This window comes from Streptomyces sp. AC550_RSS872, from assembly GCF_019049285.1.
Lineage (GTDB): Bacteria > Actinomycetota > Actinomycetes > Streptomycetales > Streptomycetaceae > Streptomyces.
Genome location: NZ_JAGMUL010000028.1, coordinates 164,759 through 188,396 on the forward strand (window position 1 = coordinate 164,759; position 23,638 = coordinate 188,396).

The 23,638-nt window shown below is 69.0% G+C and carries 20 protein-coding genes and 1 tRNA gene; 16 read left to right on the forward strand and 5 right to left on the reverse strand.

The genetic code is table 11. The annotated features are described in order from the left end of the window. Positions 1-48 precede the first annotated feature (48 nt). The 5 genes from KUM44_RS14775 to KUM44_RS14795 all read left to right on the forward strand — a co-directional run bounded on the left by KUM44_RS14775 (position 49) and on the right by KUM44_RS14795 (position 6,038). A complete protein-coding gene (locus KUM44_RS14775) occupies positions 49-870 on the forward strand; it encodes a siderophore-interacting protein (protein WP_217208316.1) in 822 nt (273 codons plus the stop codon). Between the two features lie 144 nt (positions 871-1,014). After that, the gene (desA, locus tag KUM44_RS14780; RefSeq protein WP_217208317.1) at positions 1,015-2,457 is read left to right on the forward strand and encodes a lysine decarboxylase DesA; all 1,443 of its coding nucleotides are present in this window, start codon (positions 1,015-1,017) and stop codon (positions 2,455-2,457) included. After that, on the forward strand, positions 2,441-3,724 hold the full coding sequence (locus tag KUM44_RS14785; protein WP_217208318.1) for a lysine N(6)-hydroxylase/L-ornithine N(5)-oxygenase family protein: 1,284 nt from the start codon (positions 2,441-2,443) through the stop codon (positions 3,722-3,724). Before desA ends, KUM44_RS14785 begins: the two co-directional genes overlap by 17 nt. Further along, positions 3,721-4,269: a GNAT family N-acetyltransferase gene (locus KUM44_RS14790; protein WP_217208319.1), complete on the forward strand. Its 549-nt coding sequence runs from the start codon at positions 3,721-3,723 to the stop codon at positions 4,267-4,269. Before KUM44_RS14785 ends, KUM44_RS14790 begins: the two co-directional genes overlap by 4 nt. Continuing rightward, positions 4,266-6,038: an IucA/IucC family siderophore biosynthesis protein gene (locus KUM44_RS14795; RefSeq protein WP_217208320.1), complete on the forward strand. Its 1,773-nt coding sequence runs from the start codon at positions 4,266-4,268 to the stop codon at positions 6,036-6,038. The genes KUM44_RS14790 and KUM44_RS14795 overlap by 4 nt, the downstream gene beginning before the upstream one ends. A gap of 154 nt (positions 6,039-6,192) precedes the next feature. On the opposite strand, the gene KUM44_RS14800 is transcribed toward KUM44_RS14795, so the two are convergent. After that, positions 6,193-7,761 (reverse strand): beta-N-acetylhexosaminidase, encoded by a 1,569-nt coding sequence (locus KUM44_RS14800; protein WP_217208321.1) that lies wholly within the window; start codon positions 7,759-7,761, stop codon positions 6,193-6,195. A gap of 80 nt (positions 7,762-7,841) precedes the next feature. Here KUM44_RS14800 and KUM44_RS14805 point away from each other — a divergent pair, with 80 nt between their 5' ends. Continuing rightward, complete coding sequence (locus KUM44_RS14805) at positions 7,842-8,726, forward strand: DUF4429 domain-containing protein (protein ID WP_217208322.1); 885 nt, start codon at positions 7,842-7,844, stop codon at positions 8,724-8,726. Between the two features lie 24 nt (positions 8,727-8,750). Here the strand turns inward: KUM44_RS14805 and KUM44_RS14810 are convergent, their stop codons facing one another. Next, on the reverse strand, positions 8,751-10,325 hold the full coding sequence (locus KUM44_RS14810; RefSeq protein ID WP_217208323.1) for a metallophosphoesterase family protein: 1,575 nt from the start codon (positions 10,323-10,325) through the stop codon (positions 8,751-8,753). Between the two features lie 207 nt (positions 10,326-10,532). Here KUM44_RS14810 and KUM44_RS14815 point away from each other — a divergent pair, with 207 nt between their 5' ends. Continuing rightward, complete coding sequence (locus KUM44_RS14815) at positions 10,533-10,790, forward strand: hypothetical protein (protein WP_217208324.1); 258 nt, start codon at positions 10,533-10,535, stop codon at positions 10,788-10,790. A 12-nt stretch (positions 10,791-10,802) separates the two neighbouring features. Next, entirely contained in the window at positions 10,803-12,620 is a 1,818-nt protein-coding gene (gene glmS / locus KUM44_RS14820; protein WP_217208325.1) for a glutamine--fructose-6-phosphate transaminase (isomerizing), read from the forward strand. Between the two features lie 196 nt (positions 12,621-12,816). Here the strand turns inward: glmS and KUM44_RS14825 are convergent, their stop codons facing one another. Together KUM44_RS14825 and KUM44_RS14830 are read right to left on the reverse strand one after the other, a co-directional pair. Next, positions 12,817-13,383, reverse strand: coding sequence for a GPR1/FUN34/YaaH family transporter (locus KUM44_RS14825; protein ID WP_217208326.1), 567 nt, complete (start codon positions 13,381-13,383; stop codon positions 12,817-12,819). Positions 13,384-13,499: 116 nt separating this feature from the next. Then, positions 13,500-14,027, reverse strand: coding sequence for a universal stress protein (locus KUM44_RS14830; RefSeq protein ID WP_062720828.1), 528 nt, complete (start codon positions 14,025-14,027; stop codon positions 13,500-13,502). Between the two features lie 357 nt (positions 14,028-14,384). Here KUM44_RS14830 and KUM44_RS14835 point away from each other — a divergent pair, with 357 nt between their 5' ends. From KUM44_RS14835 to KUM44_RS14850, 4 genes are all read left to right on the forward strand, one after another. Further along, entirely contained in the window at positions 14,385-14,699 is a 315-nt protein-coding gene (locus KUM44_RS14835; RefSeq protein ID WP_062720829.1) for a hypothetical protein, read from the forward strand. A gap of 377 nt (positions 14,700-15,076) precedes the next feature. Beyond that, positions 15,077-16,300: a GlxA family transcriptional regulator gene (locus KUM44_RS14840; protein ID WP_217208327.1), complete on the forward strand. Its 1,224-nt coding sequence runs from the start codon at positions 15,077-15,079 to the stop codon at positions 16,298-16,300. A gap of 155 nt (positions 16,301-16,455) precedes the next feature. Then, positions 16,456-17,058, forward strand: a complete 603-nt coding sequence (gene orn, locus KUM44_RS14845; protein WP_217208328.1) for an oligoribonuclease — start codon at positions 16,456-16,458, stop codon at positions 17,056-17,058. Positions 17,059-17,165: 107 nt separating this feature from the next. Next, positions 17,166-17,238, forward strand: a tRNA-His gene (locus tag KUM44_RS14850). Positions 17,239-17,311: 73 nt separating this feature from the next. Here KUM44_RS14850 and KUM44_RS14855 read toward each other — a convergent pair. Continuing rightward, positions 17,312-18,367 (reverse strand): LacI family DNA-binding transcriptional regulator, encoded by a 1,056-nt coding sequence (locus KUM44_RS14855; protein ID WP_217208329.1) that lies wholly within the window; start codon positions 18,365-18,367, stop codon positions 17,312-17,314. A 377-nt stretch (positions 18,368-18,744) separates the two neighbouring features. Between KUM44_RS14855 and KUM44_RS14860 the strand changes: the two genes are divergently transcribed. From KUM44_RS14860 to KUM44_RS14875, 4 genes are all read left to right on the forward strand, one after another. After that, positions 18,745-20,070 (forward strand): ABC transporter substrate-binding protein, encoded by a 1,326-nt coding sequence (locus tag KUM44_RS14860; protein WP_217208330.1) that lies wholly within the window; start codon positions 18,745-18,747, stop codon positions 20,068-20,070. Then, positions 20,067-21,092, forward strand: coding sequence for a carbohydrate ABC transporter permease (locus KUM44_RS14865; protein ID WP_217208331.1), 1,026 nt, complete (start codon positions 20,067-20,069; stop codon positions 21,090-21,092). Before KUM44_RS14860 ends, KUM44_RS14865 begins: the two co-directional genes overlap by 4 nt. Continuing rightward, a complete protein-coding gene (locus KUM44_RS14870) occupies positions 21,089-22,000 on the forward strand; it encodes a carbohydrate ABC transporter permease (protein ID WP_217208332.1) in 912 nt (303 codons plus the stop codon). Before KUM44_RS14865 ends, KUM44_RS14870 begins: the two co-directional genes overlap by 4 nt. Positions 22,001-22,143: 143 nt before the next feature. After that, positions 22,144-23,574 carry a GH1 family beta-glucosidase gene (locus tag KUM44_RS14875; protein ID WP_217208333.1) on the forward strand — a complete coding sequence of 477 codons (1,431 nt, stop codon included), beginning with the start codon at positions 22,144-22,146 and terminating at the stop codon, positions 23,572-23,574. The last annotated feature ends 64 nt before the right edge of the window (positions 23,575-23,638 follow it).

Consider the following 23,638-nt stretch of genomic DNA (forward strand, 5'->3'; position numbering starts at 1 on the left):
CGCGCCCCTGAGTAGGCATACCTGACGTCGATTCAGGAGTTGCCCCCTATGACCACCGCCGTCGCCGCCCCGTTCCGTTTCTTCTCCCTGCACGTCGTGCGGACTCGGCGGCTCGGGCCGTCCATGGTCCGGGTCACCTTCGGCGGGGACGATCTGGCGTACTTCTACTCCGAGGGGCGTGACCAGTCCCTCTCGCTGTTCCTGCCGCACCCCCATCAGACGGAGCCGCAGGTTCCCCTGGAGCTCGGTGACGGGTGGTGGCAGGGGTGGCGGGAACTGCCGGACGACGTGCGGGCCGTGATGCGGTCATACACGTTGCGTGCGTTGCGGCGGAACCCCGATGAGATCGACATCGACTTCGTGCTGCACACCCCGGCCGGGCCCGCCTCCGACTGGGCCTCGCGCGCCTGCGCCGGTGATCGGGTCCTGCTCCTCGGGCCGGCCGTCGCCGACAACCGGGCGATACGGTTCCGGGCGCCCGAGGACACCGACCTGGTGGTGATCTGGGGCGACGAGACGGCCGTACCCGCTGTCTCCGCGATCCTCGAGTCCCTGCCCGCCGGTATGCGGGGCCGGGTGTGGCTGGAGGTACGGGACGCCAGGGACATCCAGGACCTGGTGACCGGGGCCGACGCCGAGATCACCTGGCTCGTACAGGGAGACGGACAGGAAGACGGGCTCGGTGCGGTCCGGGCCGCCCAACTACCCGCCGCCGAGCACCCGTACGTCTGGATCGCGGGCGAGTCCGGCCGTGTGAAGGCACTGCGCCGGCACTTCGTCGGTGAACGCGGGGTCGACCGGCGCCGGGTGACGTTCGTCGGTTACTGGCGGCACGGGATGACCGAAGAACAGCTGCGCGCCGCCGAGTAGTTACTGCCGAGACCGGAGTGATCACGGTCACGGTCGAGGCTGCCCTCATCCCGAGTTACTTAGGTTAGGCTAACCTAAGTTGCACTGCGGAGCCGCATCCCGCACCCGCACTTTCACGGCCCGTCCCCACCGGAGGACCTCCCCATGCGCTCGCACCTGCTCAATGACACGACCGCGGAGCAGTACCGCCGCTCCGTGACCGAAGGAATCGAGCGGGTGGCCGCCAAACTCGCCGCCACCGACCGTCCGTTCACCGGCGTCACGGTCGACGCCCTGGCCCCCACCATCGACGCGATCGACCTCGACAAGCCGCTGCTGGACACCGCCGCGGTCCTGGACGAGCTGGAGGGCGTCTACCTCCGGGACGCGATCTACTTCCACCACCCCCGCTATCTCGCCCACCTCAACTGCCCGGTCGTCATCCCGGCCGTCCTCGGCGAGGCGATCCTCTCCGCCGTCAACTCCTCCCTGGACACCTGGGACCAGTCGGCCGGCGGCACCCTCATCGAGCGCAAGCTCATCGACTGGACGACGGCGCGCATCGGGCTCGGCGAGAACGCCGACGGTGTCTTCACCTCGGGCGGCACACAGTCCAACCTCCAGGCCCTGCTGCTCGCCCGCGAGGAGGCCAAGACCGACTCGTTCGCGAAACTGCGCATCTTCGCCTCCGAGGTCAGCCACTTCAGCGTGAAGAAGTCCGCGAAGCTGCTGGGCCTCGGTCAGGACTCCGTGGTCTCCGTCCCCGTCGACCACGACAAGCGGATGCAGACCGTCGCCCTCGCCCGTGAACTGGAGCGCTGCCGCCGCGACGGTCTCGTCCCCATGGCGGTCGTCGCCACCGCCGGCACCACGGACTTCGGCTCCATCGACCCGCTGCCCGAGATCGCCGAGCTGTGCGAGCAGTACGGCACCTGGATGCACGTCGACGCCGCCTACGGCTGCGGACTGCTCGCCTCCGTGAAGTACCGGGGCCGTATCGACGGCATCGAGCGCGCGGACTCGGTCACCGTCGACTACCACAAGTCCTTCTTCCAGCCGGTGAGTTCGTCCGCCGTGCTGGTCCGCGACGCCTCGACCCTGCGCCACGCGACGTACCACGCCGAGTACCTCAACCCGAAGCGCATGGTCAGCGAGCGCATCCCCAACCAGGTCGACAAGTCCCTCCAGACCACCCGACGGTTCGACGCCCTCAAGCTGTGGATGACCCTGCGTGTGATGGGCGCCGACGGCATCGGGCAGCTCTTCGACGAGGTCTGCGACCTGGCGGTGGAGGGCTGGCGGCTGCTGGCCGCCGACCCGCGCTACGACGTCGTGGTCGAGCCGAACCTGTCCACCCTGGTCTTCCGCTACATACCGGCGGCCGTCACCGACCCGGCCGAGATCGACCGCGCCAACCTGTACGCCCGCAAGGCCCTGTTCGCCTCCGGCGACGCGGTGGTCGCGGGCACCAAGGTCCAGGGCCGCCACTACCTGAAGTTCACCCTGCTCAACCCCGAGACGACGACCGAAGACATCGCCGCCGTCCTCGACCTGATCGCCGGCCACGCCGAGCAGTACCTGGGAGAGTCCCTTGACCGCGCGTCCTGAAAACCCGACCAGAACCCATGATTTCGTGGGGATCGGGCTCGGCCCGTTCAACCTCGGCCTCGCCTGTCTGACCGAGCCGATCGACGAGCTCGACGGCGTCTTCCTGGAGTCCAAGCCGGACTTCGAGTGGCACGCGGGCATGTTCCTGGACGGTGCGCATCTTCAAACCCCGTTCATGTCGGACCTGGTCACCCTCGCCGACCCGACCTCGCCGTACTCCTTCCTGAACTACCTGAAGGAGAAGGGCCGGCTGTACTCGTTCTACATCCGCGAGAACTTCTACCCGCTGCGGGTCGAGTACGACGACTACTGCCGCTGGGCCGCGAACAGACTGAGCAGCGTCCGCTTCAGCACGACGGTCACCGAGGTGACGTACGACGAAGGGGACGGGCTGTACGTCGTGCGGACGGCCGCCGGTGACACCTACCGCGCCCGTCACCTCGTCCTCGGCACCGGCACCCCGCCCTACATACCCGAGGCCTGCCAGGGCCTGGGCGGCGACTTCCTCCACAACTCCCGTTATCTCCAGAACAAGGCGGAGCTCCAGAAGAAGGAGTCGATCACGCTGGTCGGCTCGGGCCAGTCGGCCGCGGAGATCTACTACGACCTGCTCAGCGAGATCGACGTCCACGGCTACCGGCTGAACTGGGTCACCCGCTCCCCGCGCTTCTTCCCGCTGGAGTACACCAAGCTCACCCTGGAGATGACGTCCCCGGAGTACGTCGACTACTTCCGCGAGCTGCCGGAGGCTACCCGCTACCGCCTCACCGCCGAGCAGAAGGGCCTGTTCAAGGGCATCGACGGCGACCTGATCAACGAGATCTTCGACCTGCTCTACCAGAAGAACCTCGGCGGCCCCGTGCCCACGCGTCTGCTCACCAACTCCTCGCTGAACAGCGCGCGGTACGAGAACGGCACGTACACCCTCTCCTTCCGCCAGGAGGAGCAGCAGAAGGAGTTCGAGCTGGACTCGCAGGGCCTGGTCCTGGCGACCGGCTACAAGTACGCCGAGCCGGAGTTCCTGAAGCCCGTGCGCGACCGCCTGGTGTACGACTCCCAGGGCAACTACGACGTCGCCCGCAACTACGCCATCGACGTCACCGGCCGCGGGGTCTTCCTCCAGAACGCCGGTGTCCACACTCACAGCATCACCAGCCCCGACCTGGGCATGGGCCCCTACCGGAACGCGTACATCATCCGCGAGCTGCTCGGCACCGAGTACTACCCGGTCGAGAAGACGATCGCGTTCCAGGAGTTCGCCGTATGAGCACCACCGACACCGGCACCTTCGCCTTCCGCCCGCTCGACCCCCTGAAGGACGCCGAGCTGCTGCACACCTGGGTCACCCACCCCAAGGCCGCCTTCTGGATGATGCAGGGCGCGAGCCTGGTGGACGTCGAGCGCGCGTACATGGAGATCGCGGCCGACGAACACCACCACGCGCTGCTGGGCCTCCAGGACGGCCTGCCCGCCTTCCTGATGGAGAAGTACGACCCCGCCCACCGCGAACTGGTCGGCCTGTACGAGCCGCAGCCGGGCGACATCGGCATGCACTTCCTGACGCCGCCCACCGACCGGCCCGTGCGCGGCTTCACCCGGTCCGTCATCACCGCCGTGATGGCGCACCTCTTCGAGGACCCGGAGGTGCGGCGCGTAGTCGTCGAGCCGGACGTGTCGAACAAGGCCGTGCACGCCCTGAACGAAGCCGTCGGTTTCGTGCCCGAGCGCGAGATCCAGAAGCCGGAGAAGAAGGCGCTGCTGAGCTTCTGCACCCGTGAGCAGTTCGAGGCCGCCCGAGGAGTAGCCGTATGACCCTGTCCGACGCCGTAGCGCATCTGTCCCCCCACCGCTGGGCGCGGGCCAACCGCCTCCTGATCCGCAAGGCCCTCGCCGAGTTCGCCCACGAGCGCCTCATCACGCCCGAGGCCGCCGGCGACGGCACCTACGTCGTCCGCAGCGACGACGGCCTGACCCGCTACACCTTCACCGCCGTGCTCCGCGCCCTCGACCACTGGCAGGTCGACGCCGACTCGATCACCCGCCACCGCGACGGCGCCGAACGCCCGCTCGCCGCCCTGGACTTCTTCATCGAGCTCCAGAAGTCCCTGGGTCTGAGCGACGAGGTGCTGCCGGTCTACCTGGAGGAGATCTCCTCCACCCTCTCCGGCACCTGCTACAAGCTCACCAAGCCGGAGATCCCGGTCGCCGAGCTCGTCACAAGCGGCTTCCAGGCCGTCGAGACGGGCATGACCGAGGGCCACCCCTGCTTCGTCGCCAACAACGGCCGGCTGGGCTTCGGCATCCACGAGTACCTGTCGTACGCCCCCGAGACGGCGAGCCCGGTCCGGCTGGTGTGGCTGGCGGCGCACAGGTCACGCGCGGCGTTCACGGCGGGTGTCGGCATCGAGTACGAGGCCTTCCTGCGGGACGAGCTGGGCGATGTGACGCTGAACCGTTTCCGCGACACACTCTCCGGGCAGGGCCTCGACCCTGCCGACTACCTCCTCATCCCGGTCCACCCCTGGCAGTGGTGGAACAAGCTCACCGTCACCTTCGCCGCCGAGGTCGCCCAGCAGCACCTGGTCTGCCTGGGCGAGGGCGACGACGAGTACCTGGCCCAGCAGTCCATCCGGACCTTCTTCAACACCTCCAGCCCCGAGAAGCACTACGTGAAGACGGCGCTGTCCGTCATCAACATGGGCTTCATGCGCGGTCTCTCGGCGGCGTACATGGAGGCGACCCCGGCCATCAACGACTGGCTGGCCCAGCTGATCGCCGGCGACCCGGTCCTGCGCGACACCGGCCTGTCGATCATCCGCGAACGCGCCGCCGTCGGCTACCGGCACCTGGAGTACGAGGCCGCGACGGACCGCTACTCGCCGTACCGCAAGATGCTGGCCGCGCTCTGGCGCGAAAGCCCGGTGTCGTCCCTCAGGGACGGCGAGTCGCTCGCCACCATGGCCTCCCTGGTCCACGTCGACCACGAGGGCGCGTCCTTCGCGGGCGCGCTGATCGAGCAGTCGGGCCTGACCCCGACGGAGTGGCTGCGCCGCTACCTGAAGGCCTACTTCACCCCGCTCCTGCACAGCTTCTACGCCTACGACCTGGTGTTCATGCCGCACGGCGAGAACGTCATCCTCGTCCTCAAGGACGGCGTCGTCGAGCGCGCGATCTACAAGGACATCGCGGAGGAGATCGCCGTCATGGACCCGGACGCGGTGCTGCCGCCGACGGTCGAGCGGCTGCGCGTGGAGGTTCCCGAGGACAAGAAGCTCCTGTCCATCTTCACCGACGTCTTCGACTGCTTCTTCCGCTTCCTCGCCGCGAACCTCGCCGCCGAGGGAATCCTGGCGGAGGACGACTTCTGGCGCACGGTCGCCGAGGTAACCCGGGACTACCAGCACTCGGTGCCCGAACTCGCCGACAAGTTCAAGCAGTACGACATGTTCGCCCCCGAGTTCGCCCTGTCCTGCCTCAACCGCCTCCAGCTGCGCGACAACAAGCAGATGGTCGACCTGGCGGACCCGGCGGGCGCCCTCCAGCTGGTGGGCAACCTGAGGAACCCCATCGCGGGGCTGTAAGCCCTCCAGACAGGCGTGCACCCCGGAGTACGGTCCTCCGGGGTGCACGTCTATATGTCCAGGGCGGGCGCGCCGGGTTTTCAGGGGCGCGGGCTGTATCAATGTGCGGCTCCGCCGCGTGGGCGCGACCAGCCCCCACCGGCGGTCAGCCGAACTACCACGGAACCTGAGGCGACCGGTAGAAGTTGATCCCCATCGCTTCCCACCGCGGACCCTGCGCAGCCAGCCGAAGCTTGTACCCATCCCAGTCGTGCGTGTCAGCCGGCGACCACCCCAGCTCAGCCACCCCGGCCAGCCTCGGAAACGCCATGTACTCGATGTCGTCCGATTTCGTGAGCGTCTCCGTCCACATCGGCGCCTCAACCCCCCGGATCGCCGACACGGGCACACCCGGCAGATAGCTCCCCGGATCCCAGTCGTAAGACCGCTTCACCTCGACCAGCCCGGCCCAGTCCAGCCCCAACGGCGTATCAGCGGTGTATTTCATGTCGAGATAGATCCGGTCAGCCGGAGACAGAACAACCCCGGTCCCGTTCCGCGCGGCAGCCGCGACCTGCGCCTTCTCCTCGGCACTCGTACCGTCCAGCCCCCAGTACTGCGCCAGCGCCCCCCGCGAGGGGCTCGCCCCGGTCAGCTGATGCCACCCCACCACCGTCTTCCCGTACTTGGCGACAACCGGCTGTACCCGTTCCATGAACCGCACATAGTCCTCATGACTGGTCGAGTGCGCCTCGTCACCCCCGATGTGCAGATACCGGCCCGGCGTGAGCGCGGCGAGCTCCCGGATCACGTCGTCCACGAAGTCGTACGTGATGTCCTTGCCGACGCACAGCGAGCTGAAGCCGACCTCGGTGCCGGTGTACAGCGGCGGAGCCACCCCGTCGCAGTTCAGTTCGGCGTACGAGGCGAGCGCGGCGTTCGTATGGCCCGGCATGTCGATCTCGGGGACGACCTCCAGATGGCGGGAGGCGGCGTACCGGACGATCTCCTTGTAGTCGGCCTTGGTGTAGAAGCCACCGGGGCCGCCGCCCACCTGCGTGGAGCCACCGTACGAAGCCAGGCGCGGCCAGGAGTCGACGGCGATGCGCCAGCCCTGGTCGTCGCTGAGGTGCAGATGCAGCTTGTTGATCTTGTACAGGGCGAGCTGGTCGATGTAGCGCTTGACCTGGTCGACGGTGAAGAAGTGCCGGGAGACGTCCAGCATCGCGCCGCGCCAGCCGTAGCGCGGGGTGTCCCGGATCGTGCCGCCCGCGACCAGCCAGGGGCCGGGCTGGACGGAGTCCTTCTCGACGGCCGCCGGGAGCAGCTGGCGCAGGGTCTGCACACCGTGGAAGAGGCCGGCGGGCGCCGTGGCGGTGATGGTGATGCCGCCCCGGCCGCTGTCGAGGCGGTAGCCCTCGGGGCCGAACGCGCCCTTGACCAGGCGCAGTCGGATGCCGCCACTGCCGTGGGCGGTGACCGGGAGGCGGTAGCCGGTGGAGGGGCGCAGGACGGACGCGAGGTACTCGCCGATGCGGCGGGTCTCACGGGAGTCGTCCACGCGGATGTGGGTGCCGCGGGTGAGCCCGTAGGGCGATCCGCCCGGGGCGACCGAGGCGGGTGCGGGGACCACCCGGTCGAGCGGGGTGGGCGATGCTGCCTGCGCGGGCGCGGCGCCGGTGACGGAGAGGCCCGTCGCGACCAGCAGCAGGGAACCGAGAAGGCGCAGTGTTCTGTGTCTCACAAAACCGTCCCTTCCATGAGCCGTTGAGCTCCAAGAGGTCTGGACCACCCTCTCGTGAGACTGATGAAACAATCCACCCCATGGCGGAAATCATCCAGAAGGACGGCACCTGGGTCTTCGACGGCGACGCCCTGAGGCTGACCCCCGGGCGGGACAAGAACGTCAGCCTGTTCCGCAAGACACTGGGTGAACTGGCCGTCCCCCTGGGGTCGTTGGCCGGGGTCTCCTTCGAGCAGGGCAAGAAGGCCGGGCGGCTCCGGCTGCGGCTGCGCGACGGCGCCGACCCGCTGCTCCAAGCAACCGGCGGCCGGCTCACCGAGCCCCACGACCCGTATCAGCTGATCGTGGAGTCCGACCGCTACGGCGTCGCGGAATACCTCGTGGACGAGGTCCGCAACGCGCTGCTGCTGGACGAGGTCCCGGCCGATCCGGTCGACAGGTACCTGCTGCCGGGCCCCTCGGTCCCCCTGTCGGTCTCCGCCGGGGACGCGACGGCGACCTTCGACGGTGAGCACATCCGGCTGGAGTGGAACTGGAAGACGGAGGAAGCCAAGGCCGCCGCCGGCACCCGCTCCCTCACCCTCGCCGACATCACGGGGGTGGAGTGGCATCCGGCGGCGGGCCTGGAGAACGGCCACCTCCGCTTCACCGTGAGGAACGCGCCCACCAAGGCCCCGCCCAAGTACGACCCCAACGCGGTGGAGCTGTGGGGCTTCAAGAAGGACCCGCTGATGGCCCTGGTCGCGGCGGCCGTCCAGGCCCGCCTCCCGCATCCGGCCAGGGCCACCGCCCCGGACGTACCTCAGCCGCGACCGGAGCTGCCTTCCCCTCCGGTCGCGTCAGCCGAGGACGACCACGACGCCCTGCTGCGCCGCCTGCGCGAACTCGGTGAGCTGCACCGCACGGGTGTGCTCACGGACGAGGAGTTCACGATGGCCAAGCAGGCGGTGCTCAAGCGGATGTAGTCCGCGTACGGGCCCGTGCGGGGCCTACTTGGCCCGGCGGGCCACCGTGAAGTGGTCGATCCGGTCGCCCGTCTCGGCGATGCCCTGCACCTTCAGGGTGGCGTAGCGGCCGCGCGGAGCGGGGTTCACGTCCACGCGCAGGAACGAGTAGTTCAGGTAGCGCACGCGCGACCAGGTGACCGTCTCGTCCTTCTTGCCGTCCTTGAGGTTGACGAAGGAGGCCACGGAGTCGACCTCGTGCTCGTGCCCCTCGTAGGAGTCGGGCGCGGAGAACGCGTACAGGCTGCGGCCGGCCGCGCCCGCCGTGACATAGACGACACCCTCGGTCTCGGGGTAGGCCGTGCCGCCGATCGGCAGCTTCTTGGCGACCTCGTTCCCCTTGATCACATCCGTGCGCTCGTACTGGTGGTTGTGGCCGTTGATGACGAGGTCCACCTGGTACTTCTCGAACAGCGGCACCCACTCCTGGCGCACACCGCCCTCCGAGGCGTGCGCGGTGGAGGTGCAGTAGGCGCAGTGGTGGAAGAAGACGATGACGAAGTCGATGCCGTGCGCGGCCCGGTACTTCTTCAGCTGCGCCTCGAACCACTTGGTCTGCGTGCCCCCGGAGATGCCGAGGTTGGCGGGGATCTCGTACGACACGTCGTTCGGGTCGAGCGAGATGACCGCGGTGTTGCCGTAGACGAAGGAGTAGACCCCCGGCAGGTTCTTCCTGTCCGGCCCGTTGTCGGGGAGCGTGAAGCGGGCCTCCTCGCCGCCGTAGCCGCCCGGCGAGTACCAGGCCTCCATGTCGTGGTTGCCGTAACTGACCATCCACGGCACCGACTTGGCGACCGACTCGGTCTGGGCCAGGAACTGGTCCCAGGTGCGCGAGTCGAAACCGGTGTCGGAGGCCTTGCCGGCGCCGGTCGGGTCGCCGTACGCGATGTCGCCCGCGTGCAGGTGGAAGACCGGGTTCTGGCCGAGGATCAGGCTGTCGTTGGCCAGCGCGTGGTAGCTGACGCCCTGGTCGCCGAAGGCCGTGAAGGTGAACGGGGCCTTGTGGGCGGGGGCGGTGGTGAAGGTGCCGAGGGTGCCGAGCAGGTGCGGCTCGGCGGGGTCGAAGCCCTGGTGGCCGACGCCGTAGTAGTACGTCCGGCCGGGGCGCAGATGGGTCAGCTTGGCGTGGACGTAGTACTGCGTGTGGTCGGCGCCGGCACCGACGCCGGCCGGGGTGTAGAGGGTGCGGACCTCGGCCTCGATCTTGCGGGAGAGGTCCCAGGGATGGGCGCCGACCCGGATGAACGGCTTCTTCACGGCGACCGGGACCTGCCACGAGACGGTCATCTCGGTGCGCGGGTCGTTGCCGTAGGCGAGGTGGCGGCCGAAGGGGGCGACGAGCGCGCCGTCGACCGTCTCGGTATGCGGGGCCGTCCGGGTCGGAACGGCCTGGGCGGTGGCGGCCTGGGCGGTGGCGCCCGGTACGAACGCGCCACCCGCGACGGCGCCGAGCGTGACGGCGCCGCCTCTCATCATCGTGCGCCGCGAGAACTTGGCGCGCAGGTACTCGTGCTGCTCGGCCATGCTCATGCGCTCGGCCAGCTGCTGGGGTACTCCCATGCGAGGAATGTCCATGGCGTCCGAAACTCGTCCCCTCAGGCAACGGGATGCGGGACGAGGCATGGACGGCTCAGGAACGGGCCCCCATGAGACCCTCAATGTTCTTCCAAGAGTTCCAACAGCCGACTACCAGGTGATTGCCAGGCCGCTGCCCGAAAACGGGCAGGATTCTTGCGAAACCGTCGCCGGTACCCCAGGATCTACCGGGTGCACGACGAACTCGTAGATCACCTGACGCGCTCCACGCCCCTCAGCCGGGGCGAGGCGCTGCGGGTGATCCAGGACGTGCTCGCCTACTTCGACGAGACGACCGAGGACTATGTCCGTCGCCGCCACCGCGAACTCCAGACCCAGGGCCTGGTGAACGCGCAGATCTTCGAACGGATCGAGGCGGACCTCAAATACCGCGCGGTGGCACCGCCGGAGCTCACGCTCAGGCAGCTGCGCCGCATCGTCTACGGCTAGGAATACCTGTATATGTGCGGAATCGTCGGATACATCGGGAAGCGTGACGTGGCCCCCCTCCTCCTGGAGGGCCTCCAGCGCCTGGAGTACCGCGGCTACGACTCGGCCGGCGTGGTCGTCTCCTCCCCGAAGGCGCCTGCCCTGAAGATGGTCAAGGCCAAGGGCCGGGTCCGTGACCTGGAGGCCAAGGTCCCGGCGCGCTTCAAGGGCACGACCGGTATCGCCCACACCCGCTGGGCCACCCACGGCGCCCCGTCCGACGTGAACGCCCACCCGCACCTGGACGCCGAGGGCAAGGTCGCCGTCGTCCACAACGGCATCATCGACAACGCCGCCGACCTGCGCCGCAAGCTGGAGGCGGACGGCGTCGAGTTCCTGTCCGAGACCGACACCGAGGTCCTCGTCCACCTCATCGCCCGTGCGCAGGCGGAGAAGCTGGAGGACAAGGTCCGCGAGACCCTGCGCCTCATCGAGGGCACGTACGGCATCGCCGTCCTGCACGCCGACTTCCCGGACCGCATCGTCGTCGCCCGCAACGGCTCCCCGGTCGTCCTGGGCATCGGCGAGAAGGAGATGTTCGTAGCGTCGGACATCGCGGCTCTCGTCGCCCACACCCGCCAGATAGTGACCCTCGACGACGGCGAGATGGCCACCCTGAAGGCCGACGACTTCCGCACCTACACCACGGAGGGCACCCGTACGACGGCCGAGCCCACCACGGTCGAGTGGGAAGCAGCGTCGTACGACATGGGCGGCCACGACACCTACATGCACAAGGAGATCCACGAGCAGGCCGACGCCGTGGACCGCGTCCTGCGCGGCCGCATCGACGACCGCTTCTCCACCGTGCACCTCGGCGGCCTCAACCTGGACGCCCGCGAGGCCCGCCAGATCCGCCGCGTGAAGATCCTCGGCTGCGGCACCTCGTACCACGCGGGCATGATCGGCGCCCAGATGATCGAGGAGCTGGCCCGTATCCCCGCGGACGCCGAGCCGGCCTCCGAGTTCCGCTACCGCAACGCGGTCGTCGACCCCGACACCCTCTACATCGCCGTCTCCCAGTCGGGCGAGACCTACGACGTCCTGGCAGCGGTCCAGGAACTGAAGCGCAAGGGCGCAAGGGTCCTGGGAGTCGTCAACGTCGTCGGCTCGGCCATCGCCCGCGAGGCCGACGGCGGCATCTACGTCCACGCGGGCCCCGAGGTCTGCGTCGTCTCGACGAAGTGCTTCACGAACACGACGGTCGCCTTCGCGCTTCTCGCCCTGCACCTCGGCCGCACCCGCGACCTCTCGGTCCGCGACGGCAAGCGCATCATCGAGGGCCTGCGCAAGCTGCCGGACCAGATCGCCTCGGTGATGGAGCAGGAGGCGGAGATCGAGAAGCTGGCCCAGCAGTACGCCGAGGCCCGCTCGATGCTCTTCATCGGACGTGTCCGGGGCTACCCGGTCGCCCGCGAGGCCTCCCTGAAGCTCAAGGAGGTCTCCTACATCCACGCCGAGGCCTACCCGGCCTCCGAGCTCAAGCACGGCCCGCTGGCCCTGATCGAGCCCGCCCTCCCCACGGTCGCGATCGTCCCCGACGACGACCTCCTGGAGAAGAACCGCGCCGCCATGGAGGAGATCAAGGCCCGCAGCGGCAAGATTCTCGCCGTCGCCCACCAGCCGCAGGAGAAGGCCGACCAGACGATCGTCGTCCCCAAGAACGAGGACGAACTCGACCCCATCCTGATGGGCATCCCTCTCCAACTCCTCGCCTACCACACGGCCTTGGCCCTGGGCCGGGACATCGACAAGCCGAGGAACCTCGCAAAGTCGGTAACGGTCGAGTAGCCACCCGGCTTCCAGGGGCGCGCCACCTGTTTCTTTCAGGGGCGCAGCCCCTGCCTTTCAGGGGCGCGGGGAACTGCGCGACCAGCCCCCACGCACCCGCAGAGGCCACACAACGCAACGGACCCCCACGTGATGCCACCACTCACGGGGGGTCCGTTTTCAACGCCGGGGGCCGCCCAACCCCCGGCCCGCGCAGCTACCCGGTGGCCGTCACACCCCGGCCCGCAGCGCGTCGCGGAAGAGCCGTGGGCCAGTGCGCCAGCGCCGCGGTGGCCGCATACCAGGCCACCGCACCCGCACCAACGGCGAACCAGCCGCCCACCTTGGTGAGCCCTTCACCACCGGCGAAGTCGGCGACAGCCATGAGCACCAGAGCGACGAAGAACAGCCCGTACGCCCCCTGCCCGAGCTGATCCCCACCCGCCAGCGTGAGAGACAGCGCCACGAGCGCGAACAGCAGCAGGAACAGCCCCGCCGCATTGTCGGAGACACTCGCGTCGGCGGACATCGCCCAGGTGAACCACAGGGCGCCCAGCGTCACGAACGCCGTCCCGTTCGCGGCGTCACGGTCGCGCAGGGCCATCAGCCCGGCGGCGAAGAGGGCAATGCCGCCCACGTACTGGGCGATTGATACGGCGTCAGCAGCCGACACACCGTCGATCACGCCGGTGTACCCCAGCCCGAAGGCCAACAGGGTGATTCCCAGGGCGAGTCGGCCGACCACGGTGGTGATTCCGTTTCCCGCAGAGACGTCGTTGTCCACGGCGGGCTCCCTTCATGCATGTGCAGTTGTGCGGTGAGCGTTATATGCCCTTCACAAGGGCACAAACACCTCTACGCGCGAGTAGATTTGCACATCTCACCTGGGAGAACGGCGAGTTACGGAATGACAACGACGGGACGCTTGGCCCGCTTGGCGAGCCGCCCGGCGACGGAGCCGAAGATCCGCCCCACGATCCCGTGCGTGGAGCCGACGACGATCGCGTCCGCCTCGTACTCCTGGCCGACCTCTTCGAGCTCGTGGCAGATGTCACCGCCGCGCTCGACGAGGATCCAGGGCACCTCGGCCAGGTAGTCGGCACACGCGAGTTCGAGGCCGAGCACCTCGGTGCGGTGGTCCGGTACGTCGACGAAGACCGGTGGCTCGCAGCCAGCCCACACGGTGGTGGGCAGCCGGTTGGCGACGTGGACGATGATCAGGCCCGACCCGGAACGGTGAGCCATGCCGATGGCGTACGCGAGGGCGCGCTCACTGGAGGTGGAGCCGTCGAAGCCGACGACAACGCCGTGCTTGAAAGCGGGGTCGCAGGAATGGCGTGACTGTTCCGCCGCCAGGGGCTCGGACGCCGTGGGGTCGGCTACCGGCCGCTTGCGGTCCGCTGGTTCGAAGAATTCGTGACCGGCCATGGCTGTCTCGGCGTATTGATCCTTTATGGGTGGGCCCGCGAGCGGAGCTCGCTGACGGATCCAGCAGTGTGCGGCGGAGCTGTGTCCGGGAATGGTCTTCCCAACCCCATACCCCAAGGGTACGGCGGCACGCCTCCTTAACCCAGATCCCCGCTCACGGTCGGTGCGGGTTCCAGGGAGCATGCACGAGGGTGCGCCCGTAACGCAATGGTTGCTGCGGTGTACAGGCGGTTTGCGCAGGGTTCAACTTCCTCCGCCGCCGGACGGCCGCCTACCGACGCGTACCAGTGACCGACCGCCCGGACCCGCGTTGATCTCCCTGAGCCAACGCCCAGGCAGCCCAGGGAGCACGTACGCATGTCAGGACCCAGCACGCCCTCCGAGGACAGCGCCACCGATGTGGTGCGCTGGGCGGCCTTCAGCTGCGTCCTGGTCCCGGTGGTGCTCCTCTGGTACGGCACCTCGCTCGCCGGTGCCACCGGCACGGCCCTGGGCCTCGCGGCCGTGACGGCGGTGTGCCGGCTGTTGCTGCGTCAGTCGGAGCGCGGCGCGGCGCGGATCAAGGCCGGAGAGGCCGGTCCCTCCCCCCGGCGTCGCGGGCGCCATCACCGCACCGGAACCGGGGCTCATAGAGGCGGACGTCACACTGGGGGAAATACACCGGTCGGCTGACCGGTTTTCACACCCCGGCACGCCACTTTTCAGCCAACTTCTGGCGCGCGGGCATCCCCTGCCCAGAACACCCCCCAACCCCCGTTCCACCTGCACGGAAAGGGCCTCAGGGGGTCTGCGCACCCTACGTGGTTTGGCCACTGCGACAAGGCGCACTTCCCTGCACGGCCCGGGAGTGCAACGCTTCGTGATCGAATGCTTCACGCCAAGTTGCCAAGTCGACAATGTGCCGAATGCCGAACCGGCCACTGAGGCGCGACGCGACACAGTAGATTCGATCTTGACTGTCTACGGCGGGGGACTCGTGCAGGACCGAGGGGAAACGTGCAGGAGCGACACAACCGAGGAGCCGCGACCACCGAGGGGGGCTTAGCAGTATGAGCCACGACTCCACTGCCGCGCCGGAAGCCGCGGCCCGGAAACTTTCCGGGCGACGCCGCAAGGAGATCGTCGCGGTGCTGCTGTTCAGCGGCGGCCCCATCTTCGAGAGTTCCATACCGCTGTCGGTGTTCGGGATAGACCGCCAGGACGCCGGCGTGCCGCGCTACCGCCTGTTGGTGTGCGGCGGCGAGGAAGGCCCCCTGCGGACCACAGGAGGCCTGGAACTCTCGGCGCCGCATGGCCTGGAGGCGATCTCACGGGCGGGCACGGTCGTCGTGCCGGCCTGGCGTTCGATCACCTCGCCGCCGCCCGAGGAAGCGCTCGACGCGCTGCGCCGGGCGCACGAGGAAGGCGCCCGCATAGTCGGGCTGTGCACCGGCGCCTTCGTCCTCGCCGCGGCGGGCCTGCTGGACGGCCGTCCCGCGACGACACACTGGATGTACGCACCGACGCTGGCCAAGCGCTACCCGTCGGTGCACGTGGATCCGCGAGAGCTGTTCGTCGACGACGGCGACGTGCTGACGTCGGCGGGCACCGCGGCCGGAATCGATCTCTGTCTCCACATCGTGCGGACGGACCACGGCAACGAGGCGGCCGGAGCACTCGCCCGCCGCCTGGTGGTCCCACCGCGCCGCTCCGGCGGTCAGGAGCGCTACCTCGATCGGTCTTTACCAGAGGAGATCGGCGCCGACCCGCTCGCCGAGGTCGTCGCCTGGGCGCTGGAACACCTGCACGAGCAGTTCGACGTCGAGACGCTGGCGGCCCGCGCGTACATGAGCCGGCGCACCTTCGACCGCCGCTTCCGCTCGCTGACCGGCAGCGCCCCGCTTCAGTGGCTGATCACCCAGCGGGTGCTTCAGGCGCAGCGGCTGCTGGAGACGTCGGACTACTCGGTGGACGAGGTGGCCGGACGCTGCGGCTTCCGCTCGCCGGTGGCGCTGCGCGGCCACTTCCGCCGACAGCTCGGCTCGTCCCCGGCCGCCTACCGGGCGGCGTACCGTGCCCGCCGCCCCCAGGCCGACCGGTCGCCGGACGCGGAGCCCCCGACGGGCCCCACCGTCCAGCAGGGCCCACCGCCCAGCCCCTACCCGGAGGGCGGCCCGGTCCCGCTCCAGACCCGCCGCACCCCGGCGCCCGTGGGCCCCGCGCCCTCGGACAACGGGCGCGAGCTGTACGTCGGAGGCCGGGCGACCCTGCCGGGGCAGCGCAGCGGAGCATGACCTTCTGACGCCGGGCGGGTGCATTTCAGCCCGTCCGGCGTTTGAGGACGAGGCCCGAAGGGCCGACAGCGGGGGTCCAGGGGGCGGCAGCCCCCTGGTACGCCGCCTGCGACACCGGGCATCCCAAAGACAGACGTCAGCCGTAGGGTGTTCGCATGAACGATCGCATGGTGTGGATCGACTGCGAGATGACCGGCCTCTCGCTGTCCGACGACGCGCTCATCGAGGTTGCCGCCCTCGTCACCGACTCCGAGCTGAACGTCCTCGGTGAAGGAGTGGACATCGTCATCCGCCCGCCGGACTCGGCGCTGGAGACGATGCCGGAGGTGGTGCGTCAGATGCACACCGCGTCCGGCCTCCTCGACGAGCTGGCCGGCGGCACGACCCTGGCGGACGCCGAGGAGCAGGTGCTGACGTATGTGCGCGAGCACGTGAAGGAGCCCGGCAAGGCGCCGCTGTGCGGCAACTCCGTGGGCACCGACCGCGGATTCCTGCTGCGCGACATGCCGACGCTGGAGGACTACCTCCACTACCGCATCGTCGACGTCTCCTCGATCAAGGAACTCGCCCGGCGTTGGTACCCGCGTGCCTACTTCAACAGCCCGGAGAAGAACGGCAACCACCGCGCCCTCGCCGACATCCGCGAGTCCATCGCCGAACTCCGCTACTACCGCGAGGCCGTCTTCGTACCGCAGCCCGGCCCGGACTCGGACACCGCGAAGTCGATCGCCGCGAAGCACGTTCTGCCTGCTCAGTAGGGAGGTGAGGGGTGCTGCGGGGGGCGCCGCGGAATGTGTGCGCGAGCACCCCTTCGGACCCTGTACACTTTTTCTCGGCCGGTCGGGGAAACCCAAAGCCGGTCATGGTGGGTGTAGCTCAGCTGGTAGAGCACCTGGTTGTGGTCCAGGATGCCGCGGGTTCGAGTCCCGTCACTCACCCTCGGTCTTCAGCCGGTGACTTCGGAAACGAAGTCACCGGCTGAAGCTTTTTCCGCCGATGAGGCGTGGTCGGTCACGACGACGCCCGCGTCGCCAACTCGGTGGCCAACACCACCTGCGCCCGCTCCAGACCCCGCGACATCGCCGGGCGGCGGTCCGCGATCTCGGTGAGGAGCAGGCCGATCATCCGGCGGCCCATCTCCTCGATCGGCTGGCGGACGCTGGTGAGGGGCGGGTCCATGTGGCGGGCGATGGCGGAGTCGTCGTAGCCGACCAACGCCACGTCGTCGGGGATACGACGGCCCGCCTCGCGCAGCACCTGGCGGGCGCCGGCCGCCGTCACGTCCGAGGCCGCGAACACCGCGTCGAGGTCGGGGCGGCGGGAGAGCAGTGACCGCATCGCCCGGCTGCCCCCCTCCTCGGTGAAGTCGCCCGGCTCGATCAGCAGGTCGTCCACGTCGTGGCCCGCATCGCGCAGGGCGTCGCGATAGCCGTCGACGCGGCGCTGGGCGCCGTAGACGTCGAGGCGGCCGGTGATGTGGGCGATCCTCGTGCGGCCGCGGGACATCAGATGCTCGACGGCCGAGCGGGCGCCGCCGTAGTTGTCCGAGTCGACCGAGGTCAGGGTCTCCGCGGCGGAGCGGGGGCCGCTGATCACGGCCGGGATCTCCAGTTGGGACAGCAGGTCCGGCAGCGGGTCGTCCGCGTGGACCGAGACCAGCAGGACGCCGTCGACGCGGTGGGCGGCCAGGTACTGGGCGAGGCGCCGCCGTTCCTTGTCGCTGCCCGCGAAGATCAGCAGCAGTTGCATCTCGGTGTCGGCGAGTTCGGCACCCACGCCCTTCAAGATGTCCGAGAAGTACGGTTCCGAGAAGAACCGCGTCTCCGGCTCGGGCACGACCAGCGCGATGGCGTCCGTGCGGTTCGCCGCCAGGGCGCGGGCCGCCGTGTTGGGGACGTAGCCGAGTTCCGCGACCGCCGCCTCCACCGCCGCGCGGGTCGCGTCGCTGACCCGGGGCGAGCCGTTGATCACGCGGGAGACGGTGCCCCGGCCCACGCCGGCACGGGCCGCCACCTCTTCGAGGGTGGGCCGACCGCCACTACGGCCCCGCGTTCCGTGGGTTGCCATGGGCTCCGCCTTCCCGCCGTATCCTTGCCTGGCCCGGAATCTAACAGTTCACGTGCCGCGCTGGTCGCCTCTGGGGCCTGCCGCCCCACCGCCCCCAGACCCCCGCTTCGGCCTGGACGGCCTCGTCCTCGATCGCCGGACAGGCTCAGCGGGTCAAGTTAACGTCCCGATAACTGAACGCATCTCTCCGCGTCGACGCCCTTGACACCCCTGTCCCGACCGACGACCCTTCAACTCATCACCTGTGGGAGCGCTCCCACAGTACCTGACACATACACATCCCGCACGTTCCCCGCCCGAGCCGCAGCGAGTACAACGAACGGGCCCAACAGTGCAGTTGGCCGGGGGGTCGGCACGTCAGGCAACAGGAGGACGCAATGCGCACGAGTACCCGCGGGTCCCGCAGGCTGATGGCCCTCGCGGCCGTCGCCGCGCTGACGACAGGGCTGCTCGCCGGCTGCGCCGAGGACTCGGACGACGGCCCTTCGAACGAGGGCGGTGGCAACGGCGGCGGTGGCAAGACCACCCTCACCATCGGCACCTTCGGCACCTTCGGCTACAAGCAGGCCGGCCTCTACGACGAGTACATGAAGCTCAACCCGGACATCAACATCAAGGAGAACGTCACCGTCCGCACCGACGTCTACTGGCCGAAGGTCCTCACCCGGCTACAGGCCGGGTCCGGTGCCGACGACATCCAGGCGATCGAGATCATGAACGTCACGGAGGCCGTGGAGACGCAGGCCGACAGGTTCGTCGACCTCGGCAAGGAGGTCGACAAGTCGCAGTGGCTGGACTGGAAGAACGCCCAGGCCACCACCAAGGACGGCAAGCTGATCGGGCTCGGCACCGACATCGGCCCGATGGCGATCTGCTACCGCAAGGACCTGTTCGACAAGGCCGGTCTGGAGACGGACCGCACCAAGCTCGCCGCGCAGTGGAAGGGCGACTGGGGCAAGTACGTCGACCTCGGCAAGCAGTACATGAAGAAGGCGCCCAGCGGCACCAAGTTCGTGGACTCGGCCTCCTCCGTCTACAACGCGGCCCTCGGCGGCGAGCCCGAGCGCTACTACAAGACGGACGGCACCGTCGTCTGGGACAAGTCGGCGAGCGTCAAGAACGCCTGGGACGTCGCCATGGACGTGGCGACCAGCGACATGTCGGCGAAGCTGAAGCAGTTCGACAAGCCGTGGGACCAGGGCCTCGCCAACGGCACCTTCGCCACCGTGGCCTGCCCGGCCTGGATGATCGGCAACATCCTGGCGAAGTCCGGTGACTCCGGCAAGGGCCAGTGGGACGTGGCGGCGGCGCCGAGCGCGTCCAACTGGGGCGGCTCCTTCCTCGGCGTGCCGACCTCGGGCAAGCACCAGAAGGAGGCCATCGCGCTGGCGAAGTGGCTGACCGCACCCGAGCAGCAGGCGAAGGTGTTCGCCAAGCAGGCCAGCTTCCCGTCGGCCCCGTCGGCGTACCCGAGCCTGAAGCCGGCGGCCGCCACCACCGAGTACTTCTCGAACGCGCCGATCACGCAGATCTTCTCCGACTCGGCGAAGACCATCCCGACCCAGTACTTCGGGATCAAGGACCAGGCGATCACCACCGCGCTGACCGACATCGGCATCCTCCAGGTCGAGCAGAAGGGCAAGAGCCCTGACGAGGGCTGGGACGCGGCGTCCGAGGAGATCAAGGACGTGCTCGGCCAGTGACCAGCTCCAAGCAGGCCCTCGCGCACGCCGCGAGCGCCGACGCCGCGCCCGGTGACCAGCCGGGCGCGGCCGGCCGCGCTCAGGGTCGCGGTACACCCCCGCCGGGGAAGGACTCCTGGCGCAGCCGGCTGTACCGCTGGGACATGAAGGCGTCGCCGTACGCGTTCATCGCCCCCTTCTTCATCGTCTTCGGGGCCTTCTCGCTCGTCCCGCTGCTCTACACGGCCTGGTACTCGCTGCACAACGTCCAGCTGTCCAACCTGGACGGCCAGACCTGGACCGGCCTGGACAACTACCAGAACCTGTTGTCCTCGGACTTCTTCTGGAACGCGCTGTGGAACACGTTCACCATCGGCGTGATCTCCACGGTGCCGCAGCTGCTGATGGCGATCGGCCTGGCTCACCTGCTCAACTACAAGCTGCGCGGCTCGACCGTGTGGCGGGTCGTGATGCTCACCCCGTACGCCACCTCGGTGGCGGCGGCGACGCTGGTGTTCGTGCTGCTGTACTCGTGGGACGGCGGCATGATCAACTGGCTGCTGGAGTTCGTCGGGATCGATCCGGTCAACTGGCGTGAGTCCGACTGGGGTTCGCAGTTCGCGGTCTCCTCGATCGTGATCTGGCGCTGGACGGGCTACAACGCGCTGATCTATCTGGCGGCGATGCAGGCGATCCCGGCCGACCTCTACGAGTCCGCAGCGATCGACGGTGCCAGCCGCTGGCAGCAGTTCCTCCATGTGACGATCCCGCAGCTGCGGCCGACGATCCTGTTCACGGTGGTCGTCTCCACGATCGGCGCGACCCAGCTCTTCGGTGAGCCGCTGCTGTTCGGCGGGGTGTCCGGTTCGAAGGGCGGCTCCGAGCACCAGTACCAGACGCTCGGTCTGTACATGTACGACCAGGGCTGGATCATCGGCAACCTCGGCAAGGCCTCCGCCATCGCCTGGTCGATGTTCCTGATCCTGCTGATCGTCGCCGTGATCCAACTGCTGGTCTCCCGACGGCTGAGGAAGTCCCAATGAGCACAAGCGAACTGACGACTCCTCAGAAAGCGGAGGCGGCGAGGGCGCCGAAGCCGCGGCGCGACCGGCCCCGGGTGATGGGCGCCGGCAAGCAGCTGCACGCCGGCCCGCTCACCTACGTCGTCCTGACCGTGTTCGCGCTGGTCTCGCTGGCGCCGCTGGTGTGGACGGCCATCGCGGCCTCGCGCACCGACCGGCGGCTCGCGGAGACCCCGCCGCCGCTGTGGTTCGGCGGGAACCTGTTCAAGAACATGGAGCGGGCGTGGGAGGAGGGCGGGCTCGGCACCGCGATGTTCAACACCACGTTCGTCGCGGCCACGATCACCATCAGCACGGTGGTGTTCGCCACCCTCGCCGGTTTCGCCTTCGCCAAGCTGCGGTTCCGGTTCTCCGGTCTGCTGCTGATGCTGACGATCGGCACGATGATGGTCCCGCCGCAGCTGGCGGTCGTACCCCTGTATCTGTGGATGGCGGACCTCGGCTGGTCGAACCAGCTCCAGACGGTCATCCTGCCGACGCTGTGCACGGCCTTCGGTACGTTCTTCATGCGGCAGTACCTGCTCCAGGCACTGCCGACCGAGCTGATCGAGGCCGCGCGGGTGGACGGCGCGAGCAGTCTGCGGGTCGTCTGGCATGTGGTCTTCCCGGCGGCGCGGCCGGCGATGGCCGTCCTCGGCCTGCTGACCTTCGTGTTCGCCTGGAACGACTTCCTGTGGCCGATCATCGCCCTGAACCAGGAGAACCCGACCGTCCAGGTCGCCCTCAACTCCCTCGGCACCGGCTATGTCCCCGACCAGGCGGTGATCATGGCGGGCGCCCTGCTCGGCACGCTGCCCCTGTTGATCGCCTTCCTGCTGTTCGGCAAGCAGATCGTCGGCGGCATCATGCAGGGCGCGGTCAAGGGCTGACGCGCGCTCGTCCCGCTTCACCCGTACGGCCTTCGGGGGCCGGGTCACCGCCGCCTCGGCCCCTGCACCACCTTGCACCACCTTGCACCACCTTCCCCCCTCCTACCCCGTCGGTCTCCACGACCCCTTATGGGAGCGCTTCCATGCCTGAACCCGTGTCCTCCGTGTCCTTTCCCCCCGCCTTCCTCTGGGGTGCGGCGACGTCCGCCTACCAGATCGAGGGGGCGGTGCGGGAGGACGGCCGTACCCCGTCGATCTGGGACACCTTCAGCCATACGCCGGGCAAGACGGCCGGCGGCGAGCACGGTGACATCGCCGTCGACCACTACCACCGTTACCGCGACGACGTGGCGCTGATGGCCGAGCTCGGCCTGGGCGCGTACCGCTTCTCGATCTCCTGGTCGCGCGTCCAGCCGACGGGCCGGGGCCCGGCCGTGCAGCGGGGCCTGGACTTCTACCGCCGGCTCGTGGACGAGTTGCTGGCGAAGGGCATCAAGCCCGCCGTCACGCTCTACCACTGGGACCTGCCGCAGGAGTTGGAGGACGCGGGGGGCTGGCCGGAACGCGAGACGGCGTACCGGTTCGCCGAGTACGCGCAGATCGTCGGTGAGGCGCTCGGCGACCGTGTGGAGCAGTGGATCACGCTCAACGAGCCGTGGTGCAGCGCGTTCCTGGGCTACGGGTCGGGGGTGCACGCGCCCGGCCGTACGGAACCGGCGGCCTCGCTGCGTGCGGCCCACCATCTGAACCTGGCGCACGGCCTGGGCACCACGGCCCTGCGCTCGGTGATGCCGGCCCGCAACTCGGTGGCGCTCAGCCTCAACTCCTCCGTGGTGCGGCCGCTTTCGCAGGACCCGGCGGACCTGGCGGCGGCACGGAAGATCGACGACCTGGCCAACGGCGTCTTCCACGGCCCGATCCTGCACGGCTTGTACCCGGAGTCGCTGTACGCGGCGACAGAGCCGGTGACGGACTGGTCGTACGTCCTGGACGGCGACCTGGCCGCGATCAACCAGCCGTTGGACGCGCTGGGACTGAACTACTACAGCCCGTCGCTGGTCTCTGCGGCGAAGCCCGATGTCAGCGGCCCGAGGGCCGACGGCCACGGGTCGAGCGAGTACTCGCCGTGGCCGGCCGCCGACGACGTCGCCTTCCACCAGACGCCGGGCGAGCGCACGGAGATGGGCTGGACGGTCGACCCGACCGGCCTGCACGAGCTGATCATGCGCTACACGCGGGAGGCTCCGGGTCTGCCGCTGTACATCACCGAGAACGGCGCGGCCTACGACGACAAGCCCGACGCCGACGGCCGCGTCCACGACCCGGAGCGCATCGCCTATCTGCACGGCCACCTGCGCGCCGTCCGCCGCGCCATCGCCGACGGCGCCGATGTCCGCGGCTACTACCTGTGGTCCCTGCTGGACAACTTCGAGTGGGCGTACGGCTACGAGAAGCGGTTCGGGGCGGTGTACGTCGACTACTCGACGCTTGAGCGGACGCCGAAGTCGAGTGCGTACTGGTACGGGAAGGCGGCGCGGACGGGGACGTTGCCGGCGGTGGAGACGGAGCTCTAGCGGACTGCGGCAACCGGGGCGCGGCACGGGGAGGGGGCGTGCCGCGCCCCGGCGCGCGGACCGG

Coding starts and splice junctions, on each gene's coding strand:
- KUM44_RS14775 (WP_217208316.1), top strand. CDS start 49: ATGACCACCGCCGTCGCCGCCCCGTTCCGTTTCTTCTCCCTGCACGTC.
- orn (WP_217208328.1), top strand. CDS start 16,456: ATGAACGATCGCATGGTGTGGATCGACTGCGAGATGACCGGCCTCTCG.
- KUM44_RS14805 (WP_217208322.1), top strand. CDS start 7,842: ATGGCGGAAATCATCCAGAAGGACGGCACCTGGGTCTTCGACGGCGAC.
- KUM44_RS14855 (WP_217208329.1), bottom strand. CDS start 18,367: ATGGCAACCCACGGAACGCGGGGCCGTAGTGGCGGTCGGCCCACCCTC.
- KUM44_RS14835 (WP_062720829.1), top strand. CDS start 14,385: ATGTCAGGACCCAGCACGCCCTCCGAGGACAGCGCCACCGATGTGGTG.
- KUM44_RS14830 (WP_062720828.1), bottom strand. CDS start 14,027: ATGGCCGGTCACGAATTCTTCGAACCAGCGGACCGCAAGCGGCCGGTA.
- desA (WP_217208317.1), top strand. CDS start 1,015: ATGCGCTCGCACCTGCTCAATGACACGACCGCGGAGCAGTACCGCCGC.
- glmS (WP_217208325.1), top strand. CDS start 10,803: ATGTGCGGAATCGTCGGATACATCGGGAAGCGTGACGTGGCCCCCCTC.
- KUM44_RS14860 (WP_217208330.1), top strand. CDS start 18,745: ATGCGCACGAGTACCCGCGGGTCCCGCAGGCTGATGGCCCTCGCGGCC.
- KUM44_RS14840 (WP_217208327.1), top strand. CDS start 15,077: ATGAGCCACGACTCCACTGCCGCGCCGGAAGCCGCGGCCCGGAAACTT.
- KUM44_RS14870 (WP_217208332.1), top strand. CDS start 21,089: ATGAGCACAAGCGAACTGACGACTCCTCAGAAAGCGGAGGCGGCGAGG.
- KUM44_RS14810 (WP_217208323.1), bottom strand. CDS start 10,325: ATGGGAGTACCCCAGCAGCTGGCCGAGCGCATGAGCATGGCCGAGCAG.
- KUM44_RS14875 (WP_217208333.1), top strand. CDS start 22,144: ATGCCTGAACCCGTGTCCTCCGTGTCCTTTCCCCCCGCCTTCCTCTGG.
- KUM44_RS14795 (WP_217208320.1), top strand. CDS start 4,266: ATGACCCTGTCCGACGCCGTAGCGCATCTGTCCCCCCACCGCTGGGCG.
- KUM44_RS14790 (WP_217208319.1), top strand. CDS start 3,721: ATGAGCACCACCGACACCGGCACCTTCGCCTTCCGCCCGCTCGACCCC.